The 16,504-nt window shown below is 64.7% G+C and carries 16 protein-coding genes; 11 read left to right on the forward strand and 5 right to left on the reverse strand.

What is annotated here, in order from left to right; translation table 11 throughout:
* The coding region (locus BA899_RS08275) for a sulfite exporter TauE/SafE family protein (RefSeq protein WP_159300321.1) at positions 1-285 on the forward strand (285 nt) is incomplete at its 5' end.
* A 4-nt stretch (positions 286-289) separates the two neighbouring features.
* Here the strand turns inward: BA899_RS08275 and accC are convergent.
* From accC to dsbD, 5 genes are all read right to left on the reverse strand, one after another.
* Positions 290-1,633, reverse strand: a complete 1,344-nt coding sequence (accC, locus tag BA899_RS08280; protein WP_159300322.1) for an acetyl-CoA carboxylase biotin carboxylase subunit — start codon at positions 1,631-1,633, stop codon at positions 290-292.
* Positions 1,634-1,642: 9 nt separating this feature from the next.
* Complete coding sequence (gene accB / locus BA899_RS08285; protein ID WP_144346941.1) at positions 1,643-2,086, reverse strand: acetyl-CoA carboxylase biotin carboxyl carrier protein; 444 nt, start codon at positions 2,084-2,086, stop codon at positions 1,643-1,645.
* Between the two features lie 6 nt (positions 2,087-2,092).
* Positions 2,093-2,536, reverse strand: a complete 444-nt coding sequence (gene aroQ, locus BA899_RS08290) for a type II 3-dehydroquinate dehydratase (protein ID WP_144346942.1) — start codon at positions 2,534-2,536, stop codon at positions 2,093-2,095.
* A 94-nt stretch (positions 2,537-2,630) separates the two neighbouring features.
* Positions 2,631-3,164, reverse strand: coding sequence for a TlpA disulfide reductase family protein (locus BA899_RS08295; protein WP_144346943.1), 534 nt, complete (start codon positions 3,162-3,164; stop codon positions 2,631-2,633).
* Positions 3,161-5,095 (reverse strand): protein-disulfide reductase DsbD, encoded by a 1,935-nt coding sequence (dsbD, locus tag BA899_RS08300; RefSeq protein ID WP_159300323.1) that lies wholly within the window; start codon positions 5,093-5,095, stop codon positions 3,161-3,163. Before dsbD ends, BA899_RS08295 begins: the two co-directional genes overlap by 4 nt.
* 174 nt (positions 5,096-5,269) lie before the next feature.
* Here dsbD and BA899_RS08305 point away from each other — a divergent pair, with 174 nt between their 5' ends.
* The 10 genes from BA899_RS08305 to BA899_RS08350 all read left to right on the forward strand — a co-directional run bounded on the left by BA899_RS08305 (position 5,270) and on the right by BA899_RS08350 (position 16,491).
* The gene (locus BA899_RS08305; protein ID WP_110882295.1) at positions 5,270-5,560 is read left to right on the forward strand and encodes a co-chaperone GroES; all 291 of its coding nucleotides are present in this window, start codon (positions 5,270-5,272) and stop codon (positions 5,558-5,560) included.
* 55 nt (positions 5,561-5,615) lie between these two features.
* On the forward strand, positions 5,616-7,265 hold the full coding sequence (groL, locus tag BA899_RS08310) for a chaperonin GroEL (protein ID WP_144346945.1): 1,650 nt from the start codon (positions 5,616-5,618) through the stop codon (positions 7,263-7,265).
* Positions 7,266-7,358: 93 nt separating this feature from the next.
* Complete coding sequence (gene glnE, locus BA899_RS08315) at positions 7,359-10,277, forward strand: bifunctional [glutamate--ammonia ligase]-adenylyl-L-tyrosine phosphorylase/[glutamate--ammonia-ligase] adenylyltransferase (RefSeq protein ID WP_148122644.1); 2,919 nt, start codon at positions 7,359-7,361, stop codon at positions 10,275-10,277.
* The gene (locus BA899_RS08320; RefSeq protein WP_148122645.1) at positions 10,277-11,200 is read left to right on the forward strand and encodes a branched-chain amino acid transaminase; all 924 of its coding nucleotides are present in this window, start codon (positions 10,277-10,279) and stop codon (positions 11,198-11,200) included. Before glnE ends, BA899_RS08320 begins: the two co-directional genes overlap by 1 nt.
* Positions 11,201-11,233: 33 nt before the next feature.
* Positions 11,234-11,488, forward strand: coding sequence for a zinc-finger domain-containing protein (locus BA899_RS08325; protein ID WP_144346947.1), 255 nt, complete (start codon positions 11,234-11,236; stop codon positions 11,486-11,488).
* Positions 11,489-11,508: 20 nt separating this feature from the next.
* Positions 11,509-12,414, forward strand: coding sequence for a lysophospholipid acyltransferase family protein (locus BA899_RS08330; protein ID WP_235013338.1), 906 nt, complete (start codon positions 11,509-11,511; stop codon positions 12,412-12,414).
* A 32-nt stretch (positions 12,415-12,446) separates the two neighbouring features.
* Positions 12,447-13,505, forward strand: coding sequence for a glycosyltransferase family 1 protein (locus tag BA899_RS08335; protein WP_159300324.1), 1,059 nt, complete (start codon positions 12,447-12,449; stop codon positions 13,503-13,505).
* A 30-nt stretch (positions 13,506-13,535) separates the two neighbouring features.
* The gene (rfaD, locus tag BA899_RS08340; protein WP_159300325.1) at positions 13,536-14,483 is read left to right on the forward strand and encodes an ADP-glyceromanno-heptose 6-epimerase; all 948 of its coding nucleotides are present in this window, start codon (positions 13,536-13,538) and stop codon (positions 14,481-14,483) included.
* Between the two features lie 155 nt (positions 14,484-14,638).
* Positions 14,639-15,469 carry a glycosyltransferase gene (locus BA899_RS08345; protein WP_159300326.1) on the forward strand — a complete coding sequence of 277 codons (831 nt, stop codon included), beginning with the start codon at positions 14,639-14,641 and terminating at the stop codon, positions 15,467-15,469.
* Positions 15,469-16,491, forward strand: a complete 1,023-nt coding sequence (locus tag BA899_RS08350) for a glycosyltransferase family 9 protein (protein ID WP_159300327.1) — start codon at positions 15,469-15,471, stop codon at positions 16,489-16,491. Before BA899_RS08345 ends, BA899_RS08350 begins: the two co-directional genes overlap by 1 nt.
* Positions 16,492-16,504: the final 13 nt, after the last annotated feature.

Consider the following 16,504-nt stretch of genomic DNA (forward strand, 5'->3'; position numbering starts at 1 on the left):
GGGGTGGCCATGCGTCAGGCGGTGGGCACATCGGCGGCGGCGGGGGTGAGCATCGCGCTGGCCGGCAGCATCGGCTTCATCGTCGCCGGCACCGGCGAGGATCGCCTGCCGGCGCTGAGCACTGGTTATATCTACTGGCCGGCGGTGGGCGGGATCACCGTGGCCAGCGTGTTCCTCGCCCCCGTGGGCGCGCGGGTCGCGAGCCGCATCCCGGCGGTCTGGCTGCGGCGGATCTTTGCCGGCTTTCTGGTGATCGTCGGGCTGCGGCTGCTGCTGTCGGGCTGAGCCCTTACGACAGTCCGAGCTTGTGCTCGAGGTAGTGGATGTTGGTGCCCCCTTCCTCGAAGCCGCGATCGGTGAGCAGGTCTTCGTGCAGGGCGGTGTTGTCGGTGATGCCCTCGATCACCAGCTCGCTCAGCGCCGTGCGCATGCGGGCGATGGCGCTCGGTCGATCGGCCCCCCAGGTGATGACCTTGCCGATCATGGAGTCGTAGTGGGGGGGCACGTGATAGCCACTGTAGACATGCGAGTCCACCCGCACGCCGGGGCCGCCGGGGGCGTGGTAGACGGTGATCTGGCCCGGTGAGGGGACGAACCGCACCGGGTCCTCGGCATTGATCCGGCACTCGATGGCGTGGCCGCGGAACTCGATGTCGGACTGGGCGAAGGACAGCGGCGCGCCTCCGGCGATCAGGATCTGCTCGGCCACCAGGTCGCGGCCGGTCACCATTTCCGTCACGGGGTGCTCGACCTGGATGCGGGTGTTCATCTCGATGAAGTAGAACTCGCCGTCCTGGTAGAGGAACTCGAACGTCCCCGCGCCGCGATAGCCCAGCCGCTCGCAGGCGCGGGCGCAGCGCTCGCCAATGGCGGCCCGCTCCTCGTCACTGATGCCTGGCGCGGGGCTTTCCTCGATGACCTTCTGATGGCGGCGCTGCATCGAGCAGTCGCGCTCGCCCAGGTGCACCGCATGACCGGACTCATCCGCCATGACCTGGATTTCGATATGGCGGGGATTGTCCAGGTACTTCTCCATGTACACCGTGCTGCTGCCAAAGGCGTTGCTGGCCTCGGTACGGGTCATGGCGATGGCATGCAGCAGCCCGCCTTCGCTGTGGACCACGCGCATGCCCCGACCGCCACCGCCGGCCGCGGCCTTGATGATCACCGGAAAGCCGATGTCGTGGGCCAGGCGCAGGTTCTCGGCGTCGTCGTCGCCCAGTTCGCCATCCGAGCCGGGCACGCAGGGCACGCCCGCGGCCTTCATGGATTCAATGGCCGAGACCTTGTCGCCCATCAGGCGAATGGTCTCGGGGCGCGGGCCGATGAACCGGAACCCGGACTGCTCGACACGCTCGGCAAAGTCGGCGTTCTCCGCCAGAAAGCCGTAGCCGGGGTGGATGGCCACCGCGTCGGTGAGTTCTGCGGCGCTGATGATGGCGGGGATGTTCAGATAGCTCTCCGCCGAGCTGGCCGCGCCGATGCACACCGACTCGTCGGCCAGGCGCACGTGCTTGAGATCGCGGTCGGCGGTGGAGTGGACCGCGACTGTGCCAATGCCGAGTGCCCGGCAGGCGCGCAGGATGCGCAGGGCGATTTCCCCGCGGTTGGCGATGAGGACCTTGTCGATCATGCCGCGCCCCTACTCGATGATGAACAGCGGCTGGTCAAACTCCACCGGCTGCCCATTCTCGACCAGAATGCTCCGGACAACGCCGGCGCGGTCGGATTCGATCTGATTGAGCATCTTCATGGCCTCGATGATGCAGAGCGTGTCGCCGGCGCCCACCGCCTGGCCTTCCTCGACAAACGCACTGGCGTCGGGGGAGGAGGCCCGGTAGAAGGTGCCCACCATCGGCGAGCGCACGGTATGCCCGCTGGGTTCGGGGGCGGCGGGCTCGGCCGCGGCCGGTTCCGGCGCGGTGGGTGCCGCCGGTGCGGGCGGTGGGGCCGCGGCCGCCGGCGCCGCCACCTGGGTGACACCACGGTTGATGCGCACGCTTTCCTCGCCCTCGTGGATCTCGATCTCGTTGACGCCGGACTCGTCCAGCAGCTCGATCAGGCGTTTAATCTTGCGAATGTCCATGGTGGGTCAGTTCCGTTCGATGGTTTCAAGCAGGGCGGTGAGGGCGAGCTCATAACCCATGGGGCCCAGCCCGGCGATCACGCCGGTGGCGATGTCCGACAGATACGAGTGCTGGCGGAACGCCTCACGGGCGTGGATGTTGGACAGGTGCACCTCGATGAAAGGCAGTCCCACCGCCAGCAGCGCATCGCGCAGCGCCACGCTGGTATGCGTAAAGGCGGCCGGGTTGATGATGATGCCGTCGACGCCGTGGGCTGGGGCCTGTTGGATCGCGTCGACAAGGTCATGCTCGGCATTGCTCTGGCGGCACTCGAGGGTAACCCCCGCGGCGTGGGCGACGGCCTCCAGCCGGGTGTTGATGGCCTCGAGGCTGGATGAGCCATAAAGCCCCGGTTCACGCACCCCCAGCATGTTCAGGTTGGGGCCGTGGAGCACCAGTAACCGCGTCATGACCGAGACTCACCATTGATCATATACCGCAATTTTCGCCCAGCCGCCGTTTTTTGTCCATCGTCGGCGCCGATGGCGTCGGGATCGGCGCAGATCACCCCTGTGTGTCCGTGAGATCGTTCAGGACCGGGCGCAGATCCGGCTCGTGAATCTGGCCGCTGAAGCGCTCGACGATGGTGCCGTCACGATCGATGACCACGGTGTAGGGCAGCGTGCCGCGCGGGTTGCCGTAGTCGGCCGCCACGTCGATCGCCGACTCCATGCCGTAGAAGCTGGGATAGCCCATTTCGACGTTGGCAAGAAACCCGCGGATGGCTTCGGGGTCGTCGATGGCCACGCCCAGAAACTGCACGCCCCGGGCCGAGAAGGCCTGGTCGAGGCGCGAGAACAGGGGGATTTCCTCGCGGCAGGGCGCGCACCAGGTCGCCCAGAAGTTGAGGACGATCACCTCGCCGTCCCATTCCTCGATGCTACGCGGTCCGTCGTCGAGCATTTCCAGGCTGAAGGCCGGGCGGGTGGTCTCGGACTCGCCCGAGCCCTGTAGCCACAGCACCGCCAGAATACCGCCGCCGGCGCCGATCAGTGCCGCCATCAGCACCGTCAATGCCGTGCGCACGCCGGCGCTCATCCGCTCAGCCCGGCAAGACCGCTGCGCGCCCGCTCGATGAACGGTTGCGGGCGCAGAAAGCCCACCACCCGTGCGTCGCGGCGTTCATTGCCCTGGGGGCCGTAGAAGATGATCGCCGGCGGCAGATAGACATCCAGCCGGTCCATCAGCCGGCGATGGCGCGGCGCCATGTCGGTGACATCGGCGCGCAGCCGCACGGCGTCGGCCACCGCGTCCTGGACCGCGGGGTCGGTGAATGTGCGCTCCTCGAGCTGGACGCAGTAGACGCACCAGTCGGCGTAGATGTCGATCATGACCGGTCGGTCGGCGGCGCGCGCCTCCGCCAGCGCCGATTCCAGGTCATCGACGCTGTCGATGTCGCGGAATGTCATGGCCTGCGACTGTTCGCTGGCGCCGCCGGACAGGGCAAGGCCCGCCAGTGGTCGCATGACATTGTCGCCGCCCGCGGCGGCACCGATCAGGCTGACCGTCCCCCAGATCAATGCCGCCAGTCCCAGCGTGCGGGCCGCGCGCTGGCGGTTACCCGCGGTGCCATCGCTGCGCTCGAGTCCGCCCAGCCAGACACCGCAGCCAATCAGCAGCAGCCCCCAGAGCGCCAGGGTGACGGTGCCGGGCAGGAAGCGCTCGAGTGTCCACAGCGCCACGGCCAGAAAGCCCACCCCAAAGATCGCGCGGACGACGTTCATCCACGGCCCGCTCCTGGGCAGCCAGCGGCCGGCCGCCGTGCCGATCAGCAGCAGCGGCAGTCCCATGCCGTTGGCCAGGGTGAACAGGGCCAGCCCACCCAGCCAGGCGTCGCCGGTGCTGCCGATGAACACCAGCGCCGCGATCAGCGCCGGGCCGGAGCAGGCGCCGACGATCAGGGTCGAGAGCACGCCCATGAGCGCGACGCCCAGAACGGTGCCGCCACGCTGGCGATTGGACAGTGCCGTCAGGCGGGTCTGCAGGGCCGTGGGCAGGCGCAGCTCGAAGGCCCCGAACATGCCCAGCGCCAGGACGACAAACACGGCGGCAAAACTGCCCAGCACCCAGGGCGACTGCAGATCGGCCTGGACCGCGGCGCCGGTCATGCCGGCGGCCACTCCGGCCAGGGCGTAGGTGATCGCGGTGGACTCGACATACACCAGGGACAGTGTCAGCGCGCGCAGACTGCCGCTGCGATGGGGGTCGCCGGCGATCAGTCCCGAGAGGATCGGGATCATCGGGTACAGGCAGGCGGTAAAGGCGAGCAGCAGCCCGGCGGCGAAAAAGCCGGCAAGGATGGCGGGCAGGCTGGCGGTGTTGAGCAGCCCCTCGAGTCGGCCCGCCTCGCCGCCGCCGGCACCGGCCGGCGCCTCGCGGGAGCTGGCCGTGGGTGTCTCGCCCGATGCGGTGCTCGATGACCCGGCTTCCAGACGCACGGCCTGAGGATTGATGGTGTAGTCCAGCGCCGCATCGCCGACCTGACCGGTTGCGCGATAGGGCGGATAGCAGACGCCGGCGTCGGAACAGCCCTGGAAGGTGATCGCGATGGATGTGCCAGCACTGACCGGCGCGTCACCGGTCAGCGGGATCTCTACGGGCTGGCGGTAGATCGGCTGACGGCCGAAGAACTCGTCCTCGTGGATCGGTCCGTCGGGAAAGGCCAGGGCCAGGGACTCGCCGTTGTCCCTGGCGGCGCCGCCGTCGCCATCGGCGCCGAGGTGCGTCGCGCTGACGCTGTCGCGGTACAGGTAATAGCCATCGGCGATGTCGATGCGGATCGATGCCGGGCCGTCCCCGTCGGCCTGCACATCGATCGCGAACGCCTCCTGCACCGGCAGGGTCGACCCGGATGATCCGCCATCACCAAACAGATCGCCAAGGCTCGACTGGGCCGTGGCGGGCGTCATAGCCGCGAGCAGCCACAGGCCCATGGCCAGGGCGAGTTGTCGGGTCCGGGTATTACTCATGCAGATCCTGTGCGGGCCGATCGGCGGTATGCCTTGAATCTTAGCACCGCTGCCTCCAAATCTCCAATGGATCTTGACGAGCCGAGTTTCGTCACTATCATTAGCACTCAACGATTGGGAGTGCTAACAAGGCAGTCCCGGTTCAACAACAACCAACCGCAGGGAGATCAATCAATGAATCTTCGCCCGCTACACGATCGCGTGGTCGTCAAACGTCTGGAAGAAGAGCGCACAACCCCCGGGGGGATCGTCATTCCCGATACCGCCGCTGAAAAGCCGATCCGCGGCGAAGTGGTCGCCGTCGGCAGCGGCAAGCGCCTCGACAATGGCGATGTCCGCCCGCTCGACATCAAGGTCGGCGACAAGGTGCTGTTCGGCAAGTTCTCCGGGACCGAGGTCAAGGTCGGTGAGGAAGACGTGCTCGTCATGCGCGAGGACGACGTCATGGCGGTGATCGAGGGCTGAACGCCCCTCACCGACGCCGGATCCGTCAGTAACAGAATCAAGAGGAAACAGAAGAATGGCAGCTAAAGACGTACGTTTTGGTGATGATGCCCGCCATCGCATGGTCGCGGGTGTGAACACGCTGGCCAGCGCGGTCAAGGCAACCCTGGGGCCGCGCGGCCGCAACGTGGTGCTGGACAAGTCCTTCGGCGCCCCGACGGTGACCAAGGACGGTGTGTCCGTCGCCAAGGAGATCGAGCTTCAGGACAAGTTCGAGAACATGGGTGCCCAGATGGTCAAGGAAGTCTCCTCGCAGACCTCCGACGCCGCCGGTGACGGCACCACCACCGCCACCGTGCTGGCCCAGGGCATCGTCCGCGAGGGCATGAAGGCCGTCGCCGCGGGCATGAACCCGATGGACCTCAAGCGCGGCATCGACAAGGGCGTCGAGGCGGCGGTCAAGGAGCTTCACAACCTGTCGAAGCCCTGCGAGACCGACACCGCCATCGCCCAGGTCGGCGCCATCTCGGCCAACTCCGATCAGGAAGTCGGCGAGATCATTGCCGACGCCATGAAGAAGGTCGGCAAGGAAGGCGTCATCACCGTTGAAGAGGGCAGCGGCCTCGACAACGAGCTGGATGTCGTCGAAGGCATGCAGTTCGACCGCGGTTATCTCAGCCCCTACTTCATCAACAACCAGCAGAGCATGGCCGCCGAGCTCGAGGATCCCTATATCCTCATCTGCGACAAGAAGATCTCGAACATCCGTGATCTGCTGCCGCTGCTCGAGAGTGTGGCCAAGTCGAGCCGCCCGCTGCTGATCATCGCCGAGGACATCGAGGGCGAAGCGCTGGCCACGCTGGTGGTCAACAGCATGCGCGGCATCGTCAAGGTGGCTGCGGTCAAGGCCCCGGGCTTCGGTGACCGGCGCAAGGCCATGCTCCAGGACATCGCGGTCCTCACCGGCGGTACGGTGATCTCGGAAGAGGTCGGCCTGACCCTCGAGAAGGCCACCCTGGAAGACCTGGGCACCGCCAAGAAGATCAACGTCTCCAAGGAAGAGACCACGGTGGTCAACGGCGGCGGCCGTGCCGACGAGATCAAGTCCCGCGTCGACCAGATCCGCGCGCAGATCGAGGACTCCACCAGCGACTACGATCGCGAGAAGCTGCAGGAGCGGGTCGCCAAGCTCGCCGGCGGCGTCGCCGTGATCAAGGTCGGTGCCGGTTCCGAGATCGAGATGAAAGAGAAGAAGGCCCGCGTCGAAGACGCCCTGCACGCGACCCGTGCGGCCGTCGAAGAGGGCATCGTGCCCGGCGGTGGTGTGGCGCTTCTGCGCGTGCTCAAGGGCCTCGAGGGCCTGACCGGCGACAACCACGACCAGGACGTGGGCGTGGGCATCGTCCGTCGCGCCCTGCAGGAGCCGCTGCGCCAGATTGTTTACAACTGCGGCGAGGACTCCTCGGTGGTCGTGAACAACGTGCAGTCCGGTGAGGGCAACTACGGCTACAACGCCCAGACCGAGGTCTACGGTGACATGGTCGAGATGGGCATCCTCGACCCGACCAAGGTCACCCGCACGGCGCTGCAGAACGCCGCTTCGGTGTCCGGCCTCATGATCACCACCGAGGCCATGATCGCCGACCATCCTGAGGAAAAGGATGACGGCGGTGGCGCCGGCATGGACGGCATGGGTGGCATGGGCGGAATGGGCGGCATGATGTAATCAGCCCCCGACGGCCCACCGGCCTGCTCCGCGGGCCGGATTGCCAGCAAAGCCCCGCTTCGGCGGGGCTTTTTTGTGGGTTAAAGTAAGCCCATGCATACCGATACGCTGCCAACCGCGCTGAGTGCCGCGCTGGACACCCTGCCCGAGCCGCTGGTCGCGCCGGTTTCCACGGCGCTGGAAAGGCTCCCGGCGGAGGCCGTCCTTCCCGCCGACGATCGCATCCTTGCCGAACTGCCGCGCATCTGGGCGATGAGCGACTTTGCCGCCCGGGTCTGTGTGCGTGACATCGGCGTGCTGGTCGACCTGTGCGACAGCGGCGATCTGCAACAGGCCTATCCGCCCGGTGGGTTCCGGGACCGCCTGCAGGCACGGCTGGCGGTGGTGGATGATGAGGCCGCTTTCCATCAAGCGCTGCGACGCTTTCGCGAACGCGAAATGCTGCGCATCGCCTGGCGCGATCTGGCCGGGCGCTGTGAGCTGGACGAAGTGCTCGCGGACCTCTCTGAGCTGGCCGACGTCATCATCGACGAAGCGCTGGCGTGGCTCTACCCGCGGCTGTGCGCGCAGATCGGCACGCCCCGGGACAGCGCCGGCAATGCCCAGCAGATGATCGTGCTGGGCATGGGCAAACTGGGCGGGCGCGAGCTCAATTTCTCATCCGATATCGATCTGATCTTCGCCTTTCCCGAGCCGGGCTTTACCGATGCCGCCAACCCGCGGGCCAACGAGCAGTTCTTCCTGCGCCTCGGCCGCTCGCTGATTGCCGCCCTGGATCAGCAGACGCCGGATGGCCAGTGCTTTCGCGTGGACATGCGCCTGCGCCCCTACGGCGACAGCGGCCCGCTGGCGATGAGCGTGCCGGCCATGGAGCTCTACTTCCTCGAGCAGGGGCGGGAATGGGAGCGCTACGCGTTGATCAAGGCGCGGGTCGTCGCGGGGGATCAAACATCGGGACAGGCACTTCTCGAGATGCTCTCGCCATTCGTCTACCGGCGTTATCTGGACTATGGCGCGCTCGAGTCGCTGCGCTCGATGAAAGCCATGATCACCCGTGAGGTCCGGCGCCGGCGGCTGTCGGACAACGTCAAACTCGGCCGCGGCGGCATCCGCGAGGTGGAATTCATCGCCCAGGCGTTCCAGCTGATCCGGGGTGGGCAGGAGCCCTCGCTGCGCCAGCGCAGCCTGCAACCCGTGCTGGCCTATCTGTGCGAGCAGGCGCTCATCCCCGAGCATGCCCAGCAGGATCTGACCGATGCCTATCGCTACCTGCGGCGCATCGAAAACCGCATCCAGGCCCTGCATGACCGCCAGGCACACGATCTGCCCACCGATGACGTCGACCGCGCGCGGCTGGTGCTGGCCATGGGCGCGGCTGACTGGAGCGGACTGCGGCGCGAGCTCGATGGCTGGCGACAGCGGGTTCAGGGCCATTTCGATCAGGTCTTCGTGGCGCCGCAGCAGGAGGACGAAGCAGAAGTCACCGAAGCCCCCGATTTTGCCGATATCTGGCATGACGCGGTGGATGCCGACGTCGCGCGCGAGATCCTGGCGGCGGCCGGATACAGCGATCCCGCCAGTGCATTGACCCTGCTCGAGCGTTTCCGTGACGGCGCCCGCGTCCGCGCCCTGTCCGAGCAGGGGCGGAAACGCCTCGACCGGCTGATGCCCATGTTGCTGGCGGCGATCCAGGGCACCGACTCGCCCGACGCCTCGCTCAACCGCCTGTTGACCCTGCTCGATGGCATCGTCCGGCGCACCGCCTATCTGGCGCTGCTCAATGAGCATCCCATGGCGATCTCGCAGCTGGTGCGGCTGGTGGGCAGCAGCCCGTGGATCGCCCGGTATCTGTCCGCCCATCCCATGCTGCTGGACGAGCTGCTCGACCCGCGCAGCCTGTACGCCCCGCTGAGCCGGGATGCCCTGGCGGCCGAGGCGGATAACCGCATGGCGAGCGCCGATTTGGATGATCTCGAGCAGCAGATGGAGATCCTGCGGCAGTTCAAGCAGACACAGGTGCTGCGGGTGGCGGCCGCCGACCTTGCCGGCGCCATCCCCGTGATGCTGGTGAGCGACTACCTCACCGACATCGCCGAGGTGATCCTCAAGCGCGTGCTGCATCTGGCCTGGCGGCAGGTGAGCCAGCGCTATGGCGAGCCCCTGCGCGAGGACGGCGAAGTCGCCGATTTCGGGGTCATCGCCTACGGCAAGCTGGGTTCGCTGGAGCTGGGGTACGGCTCGGATCTGGATGTCGTGTTCCTGCATGATCCCGTGCCCGCGGGGTCGGCGACCACTGGCGACAAACCGGTGGAGCCGGCGGTGTTCTTCTCGCGCCTGGCCCAGCGCTTCATCCACATCCTCAATACGCTCACACCCGGCGGCATCCTCTACGAGGTCGACACCCGTCTGCGCCCCAGCGGCCAGTCGGGGCTGCTGACCACCAGCTTTGACGCCTTCGTCGAATACCAGCGCGGACGCGCCTGGACCTGGGAGCATCAGGCCCTGGTGCGGGCGCGCATGGTGGCCGGTGGCGAATCCCTGCGTCAGCGCTTCAGTCAGCTGCGCCGCGAGGTACTCACCCGCCCGCGTCGCCGGGACGAACTGCGTGAGGAGGTCCGCCGCATGCGCGAGCGAATGCGCCGCGAACTGGGCTCGGGACGCCGCGATGCGTTTGATATCAAGCAGGATCGCGGCGGTATCGCGGATATTGAATTCATGGTTCAATACGGCACATTGGCCGGGGTACAGCAATACGCCGGCGTGTTGCGCTATACCGATAATATCCGCCTGCTCGACGAGCTTGAACGGGCGGGCGAATTGACTACCGAACAGGCCCGCATTCTGGCCGACGCCTACCGTCACTATCGTGGCCTTGTGCATCGATTGACCCTTCAGGAGCAATCGGCGCGCGTTGCCGCGGAGACGGTGGAAGAATCGCGCACGGCGGTGGTCGGCGTGTGGAATGCACTGATGGAATCGGGATCAGGGACAAACGCTGAGGAGAGCGGCTGATGAGCATGGCCGAACAGGACGGCTGGATCTGGATGGACGGCGAGATGGTGCCCTGGCGTGACGCCCAGGTGCATGTCCTCACGCATACGCTGCACTACGGCATGGGCGTATTCGAAGGCATCCGCGCCTACAACACCCAGCAGGGCCCGGCGATTTTCCGGCTGCCGGAGCATATCCGCCGGCTGTTCGACTCGGCGAAGATCCTTGGCATGACCCTGCCCTGGGATCCCGAGACCGTCCGCCAGGCCTGCGTCAGTGCCGTGCGCGAGAACGGGCTCGAGAGTGGCTATATCCGGCCCATGGCCTTTCTGGGGGCCGAGAGCATGGGGCTGCGGGCCGATAACCTGCAGACCCATCTGATCGTGGCGGCCTGGAGCTGGGGCTCTTACATGGGTGAGGAAAACATGGAGCGCGGCATCCGCGTGCGCACCTCCTCGTTCACCCGCCATCACGTCAACATCGCCATGTGCCGGGCCAAGGCCAATGGTCAGTACATCAACTCCATGATGGCCCTGCAGGAAGCCGTCGCCTGCGGCTACGACGAGGCCATGCTGCTCGACCCCGAAGGGTTCGTCGCCGAAGGCTCGGGCGAGAACCTGTTCATGGTGCGCGACGGCGTGATCCACACCCCCGAGCTGCACTCGGCGTTGGCCGGCGTCACCCGCGATGCGATCATGACCATCGCCAGGGAAGCGGGCTATGAAGTACGCGAGCGTCGCATCACCCGCGACGAGGTCTATGTCTGCGACGAAGCGTTTTTCACCGGCACCGCTGCCGAAGTGACGCCGATCCGCGAGCTCGACAACCGCATCATTGGCGAAGGCCGGCGCGGGCCGATCACCACCGACGTCCAGAGCCGCTTTTTCGCCGCCGTCGAGGGACGCTCTGAGGCGCACAACGACTGGCTGACCCGCGTCGTCTGAACACCGGCGCGGAACTGAACCGAGGAGGCTGAGGTGCCCGATCCACAGACCCATGACCGCAATGACCTCATCGAGCCGAATAGCGAAAACCGCTACGAGGTAACGGTGGACGACCTCCCGCTGTCCTGCCCGATGCCCGGCATGTACCTGTGGAACAGCCACCCGCGGGTGTACCTGCCGATCCACAAGACCGGCCATGCCAAGTGTCACTACTGCGGTGCGGAATACTTCATCCGCGACTTCGACCCGGATGACCCGGCATTGGCCGAGCATCATCGCCGGGAGTGACTGACTCGCCCCCGTCCCCCGTGACGAACGCCCGCTTGCGGGGTCGGGCCAGGGTGGTGGATGCCGCCCTGCGCGCCCTGTCCCATCTATCCCTGCCCGCCCTGCACCGCCTCGGCAACGCCGCGGCCTGGCTGACCGAGCGCCTCGGCCGCGAAGAATGGCATGTCGCGCGGGTCAACGCCGATCTATGTTTCCCGGACTGGTCCCAAGACGCGCGCCGGCAGCTGGCGCGCTCGGCGCTGCGCGAGAACGCGCGGGGACTCGTGGAGCTGGCCGCCGCATGGCAATGGCCCGTCCCCCGGGTGCTGGGGCTGATCGAGTCGGTGGAGGGTGCCGAGGTCGTTGACGAAGCCCTTGCCGAGGGGCGGGGACTGCTCGTGATCGCTCCCCACCATGGCGCCTGGGAGGTGCTGCAGATGTGGCTTGCCCAGCGCGTGCGCCTGAACGCGCTGTACCGTCCGCCGCGCTGGAAAGAACTCGAGGCCCTGCTCAACCGAGGCCGCTCGCGCAGTGGCGCGGTGTTCTGGCCGGCCCGTCCCTCGGGTATCCGGGCATTGTTCAAGGCCCTGAAAGCGGGGGAAGCGGTGGGCGTACTGCCGGACCAGTCGCCACCGGGCGAAGGGGTGTTCGCGCCGTTTTTTGGCCGCCCGGCCAAGACCATGACATTGTTCGGCAAGCTCGCCGAGCGCACGAATGCGCCGGTGGTGATTGGCTGGGCGGAGCGCCTTGAGCGGGGACGCGGCTATCGGCTGCACTGGCGGCGGGTGACGGAGCCGGTGGGGGATCCTGACCCGGAAGTGGCGGCGACGGCGTTGAATCGGGAGATCGAGCGGGTGGTGGAAGCGCGGCCCGCGCAGTATCAGTGGACGTATCGGCGGTTTTCGCGGCGGCCGGCGGGGTGGGCGAATCCGTATGAGCTGGATTAGCCGATTGAGATGAGCTCTTTTTGAGGTATGGCATGATCAATATAGGCCTTGAGGTATCTTCCACGCTGACCGCTAATCCGACCGGGATTCAACGGTACATGGACGGCGTCGTCTCAGGGCTTATGCAGGATAACACCGCTTCATTGACGCGCCTTTTCAAAGTCTCCCGGTTCAAGAAGCGGCATCTCATGCCCGCATTGTCTGTTCCATACCGGTGGTACTGGATTTCTCCAGTTGAACGACACAACGGGCTCGATGTGATTCACTGTCTAGATACAACTGTACCGGCGATGTCTGGTGGCAGACCGATCGTTGTCACGATTCATGATCTATATTTAGCGATACATGCTGACTATTTAAATATTCGCACCGCTGAGAGAAAGCGGAGGAAAGTAATCGACGCCTGCCGAAAGGCATCGCACATCGTTGTCCCGACGGCTGCCATAAAACGCGAACTCGTTGATGCTTTTGGTGTTGCAAAGCCGATCACTGTAATCCCTCATGGGCTTAATCCAGAGTTTTTCTCCTCCGCCCAATTAAGCTCAGCGGACAGTTCTTATGTTTTAGGGTTCTCAGGCGGGAAAAGAAAAAACTTTTCCCAGCTAGCTGCAGCGTTTTATAGGAGCCATGTATATGAGATGGGTTGGCGTCTGGTCATAGTGGGAAGGCCGCCGGATGAGGAACTCAATGAGGCCCGTAAATTCCTACCCACCGAGCGATTGGTGATATATGACCGATTGAGCGAGAGAACGCTCATGGATCTGTATGCAAACGCGGGCGTTGTGTCTTACGTCAGTCATTATGAAGGCTTCGGATTTCCTGTGATCGAGGGTATGGCGGCAGGAGTTCCCGTGGTTACCGGAGCTTATGGCGCAACGGCGGAGGTTGCTGGCGGGCATGCATGTTTGGTCGATACGCATTCCTTGGAGAGTATAGCGAGTGGGATTGATCGTGCTATGTCCATGCCTTCAGATGCGATTGATAAGGCGAAGGAACATGCCGCAAGTTTTCAATGGGAGCGAGTGGGTGAGGAACTTAAGAGAGTCTATGAGGCTGTTACATCCACTAGCGGGCAACGTCCGCGACATTAAATCAAAGTATAGATTGAGCAGGGAGCGATAGTGATTATTGTAACCGGTGGCGCTGGATTTATCGGCAGCAACCTTGTCCATGGGCTCAACGAGAGGGGTCGTGACGACATCGTCGTCGTTGATGATCTGACAGATGGGCGGAAGTTTTTCAACATCCGGGACGCGGGCGTCGCGGACTATCTGGATCAGGATGAGTTTCTGGATTGGCTTGCGGAGAGTGGCGATCACCGCGTGGACGCCGTGTTCCATCTGGGTGCCTGTTCCGACACCACCGAGTGGGACGGCCGTTACATGATGGAAAACAACTTCGAGTACTCAAAACAGGCGCTTAACCTGTGTCTGCTCTATAACGTGCCGTTCATCTATGCCTCGTCCGCTGCGGTTTATGGCGGCGACACCGACTTCAGGGAACAGATTGGCCGCGAGCGGCCGCTCAACGTCTACGGTTATTCGAAGGCGCTGTTTGACCAGTACGTCGCCAAGCTCATGCCAGAGGCCGAGAGCCAGATCGCCGGGCTGCGGTATTTCAACGTGTACGGACCCCGCGAACAGCACAAGGGCGGCATGGCCAGTGTCGCCTACCACCACCGTCAGCAGCTGCGTGACACCGGGCGCGTCAAACTGTTCGAGGGCTGTGACGGATACGGCGACGGGGAGCAGCGTCGGGACTTCGTCCACGTGGACGATGCCGTCGCGGTGAATCTGTGGCTATTGGATAACCCTTCGGTGAGTGGCGTGTTCAATTGCGGGACGGGCCGATCGGAGCCGTTCAATCATGTGGCCCAGGGGGTTACGGAGTACTTTGAGGAAGGCGAGGTCGAATATATTCCCTTCCCCGCTCACCTCGAAGGGCGGTATCAGAGCTATACCCAAGCCGATATCTCGAAGCTACGTGAGGCCGGGTATTGCGGCGAATTCAGGGATGTTCGTGCTGGTGTGAAGGATTATATGGCCTGGCTGGACGGTGGCCATCGATGAATTCGACCGCCGGGTAGTCGGGGCATAGGGCACGGAAGATGCGCATACTCCACGTTACGGACCGTGTCTATCCACCACAGCCCGATCAAGGTGGAGCTCCGCAGTCCCTCGCAAGTCTGGTTACCGCCCAGAGCGAGAGTGGGCACGAAGTGCGGGTGGCAACAGTAGCGGATGATTCTGCTGATGGTGTTGCTCGCCTCGGCTGCCGGGAGTGCTGGGACCGTCATTTGCTCCAACTCATTGAGTCCTTCCGAGCCGATGTTGTCCATTTTCATGCGTTGGGCGCGGAGTTGCAGCCCGGTGTGTCCTCCAGAGGGTTCGCCTCGGTCGCCCATGTACGCGGCACACATGTGGGATGCCCAGTTGATACGTCGAACGCTATCTACGTCTCGCAACGGCATGCAGCACTTCATGATGGCAGCGTGTATGTCCATAACGGGATCGATGTCGACTCTGTTCCCTTTTTCGAGCATCCGTCTGACTCCCTCGTGTTTCTCGGCAAGGTACGGCGTTCGAAAAAGGGCGCGGATACGGCCGTGGCCGTTGCCCGACGGACGGGACGGACGCTGAAGCTCATTGGTGGCCGCAAGCTCAATATTCCCCAGAGCTGGTTGCCTTTTCAGCGGCGAGTCAAGGCGCTTGGCGTGTTGGGGGGCGAGCAGAAACTGACGGCGTTGGGTAATGCCTCGGCGCTTTTATTCCCCATAAGATGGGAGGAACCGTTCGGTCTTGTGCTCATCGAGGCCATGGCCTGCGGAACGCCGGTTATTGCCTTCGATCGCGGTGCGGTCTCGGAGATCGTTGAACATGGTGTTACCGGGTTTGTCGTTAAGGACTTCGAGGGCATGTGCGAGGCCGTTTCCCGCATTAATGAAATTGACCGGGCGGCCTGCCGGCGCCATGTCGAAGCCCATTTCTCCATCAGGCGGACCGCGGACGGTGTGATGGCGTGTTATCGCCGGGCGATTGCGGGGGAGCGGTGGTAATGGGGCCCAGCCGCATTCTTGTCACGCGCACCGATAAGCTCGGTGATTTCATGCTGACCTGGCCGGCGCTTGATCTACTGCGGCGGGCGTTGCCGGCGGCGCATATCACGGTGCTGGTGGGCGAAGATGCGGCGCCGATGGCTCGTGCCTGTCCCGTTGTGGATGAGGTGTTGGTGGATCGTGGGCAGCCCGTGTCCGAGCTGGCGGATGTCGTGCGGAAAGGGCGGTTTGATGCGGCGATCGTGCTGTTCAGTACCTGGCGTATCGCTCTGGCGGTGCGGCGGGCAGGCGTGCCGTATCGCCTGGCGCCGGCGACGAAGCTGGCGCAGGTGTTGTTCAACAATCGCCTGGTGCAGCGTCGGTCCCAGTCGATCAAGCCCGAGCACGCCTATAACGTCGATCTGATTCTGCGTTTTCTCGACGATCATGGGCTGTCGGTTCCTGATGCGCCGGTTGGGCCGTATCTAAGCTTTTCGCCGTCGGTGCTGGCGGAAACCTCCAGTCGTCTCGGGCATGCCTACGGCATTCCCGAGGAGGCCCTGCGGGTGATCGTCCATCCCGGCAGTGGCGGCTCAGCGAGTACTCTGCCGGCGGATGGTTTCGCGCGGCTTTTGAACCGCCTGACAAGCACTCGCCCGGTGTTCGTGATTGTCACAGCGGGCCCGGGGGAGGAGTCGCAGGCGAGGGCAGTCCGCGACCGGATCCGCGGTCATTCGGCGGCTGTCCATGTCTCGAGCGATGGGTTGATCGACTTCGCTAGGGTGTTGGCGACGGCTGATCTCTTTTTGAGCGGCTCGACGGGGCCGCTGCATATTGCCGGCGCCATCGACGTCCCGACGGCGGCCTTTTATCCCCGCCGGCATTCTTCCACCGCGCTGCGTTGGCAGACCACGAACCAGCCACGGCACCGTCTGGCGTTCAGTCCCCCGGACACAGCTGGCGAGTCGGAGATGACCGCCATTGACCTCGATGCCGCCGCCTCGGCAATCAGCCAGTGCTTTCTGGAGGGGCGTCGTGACTGATTCATCGGTGCCT

The organism is Spiribacter sp. SSL99, assembly GCF_009805925.1.
Classification (GTDB): domain Bacteria; phylum Pseudomonadota; class Gammaproteobacteria; order Nitrococcales; family Nitrococcaceae; genus Spiribacter; species Spiribacter roseus.

Excerpts from the sequence above, each read along its gene's own strand:
- BA899_RS08320 (WP_148122645.1), top strand. The coding sequence starts at position 10,277 with ATGAGCATGGCCGAACAGGACGGCTGGATCTGGATGGACGGCGAGATG.
- accB (WP_144346941.1), bottom strand. The coding sequence starts at position 2,086 with ATGGACATTCGCAAGATTAAACGCCTGATCGAGCTGCTGGACGAGTCC.
- glnE (WP_148122644.1), top strand. The coding sequence starts at position 7,359 with ATGCATACCGATACGCTGCCAACCGCGCTGAGTGCCGCGCTGGACACC.
- BA899_RS08350 (WP_159300327.1), top strand. The coding sequence starts at position 15,469 with ATGGGGCCCAGCCGCATTCTTGTCACGCGCACCGATAAGCTCGGTGAT.
- groL (WP_144346945.1), top strand. The coding sequence starts at position 5,616 with ATGGCAGCTAAAGACGTACGTTTTGGTGATGATGCCCGCCATCGCATG.
- aroQ (WP_144346942.1), bottom strand. The coding sequence starts at position 2,536 with ATGACGCGGTTACTGGTGCTCCACGGCCCCAACCTGAACATGCTGGGG.
- BA899_RS08305 (WP_110882295.1), top strand. The coding sequence starts at position 5,270 with ATGAATCTTCGCCCGCTACACGATCGCGTGGTCGTCAAACGTCTGGAA.
- BA899_RS08335 (WP_159300324.1), top strand. The coding sequence starts at position 12,447 with ATGATCAATATAGGCCTTGAGGTATCTTCCACGCTGACCGCTAATCCG.
- BA899_RS08295 (WP_144346943.1), bottom strand. The coding sequence starts at position 3,164 with ATGAGCGCCGGCGTGCGCACGGCATTGACGGTGCTGATGGCGGCACTG.
- accC (WP_159300322.1), bottom strand. The coding sequence starts at position 1,633 with ATGATCGACAAGGTCCTCATCGCCAACCGCGGGGAAATCGCCCTGCGC.
- dsbD (WP_159300323.1), bottom strand. The coding sequence starts at position 5,095 with ATGAGTAATACCCGGACCCGACAACTCGCCCTGGCCATGGGCCTGTGG.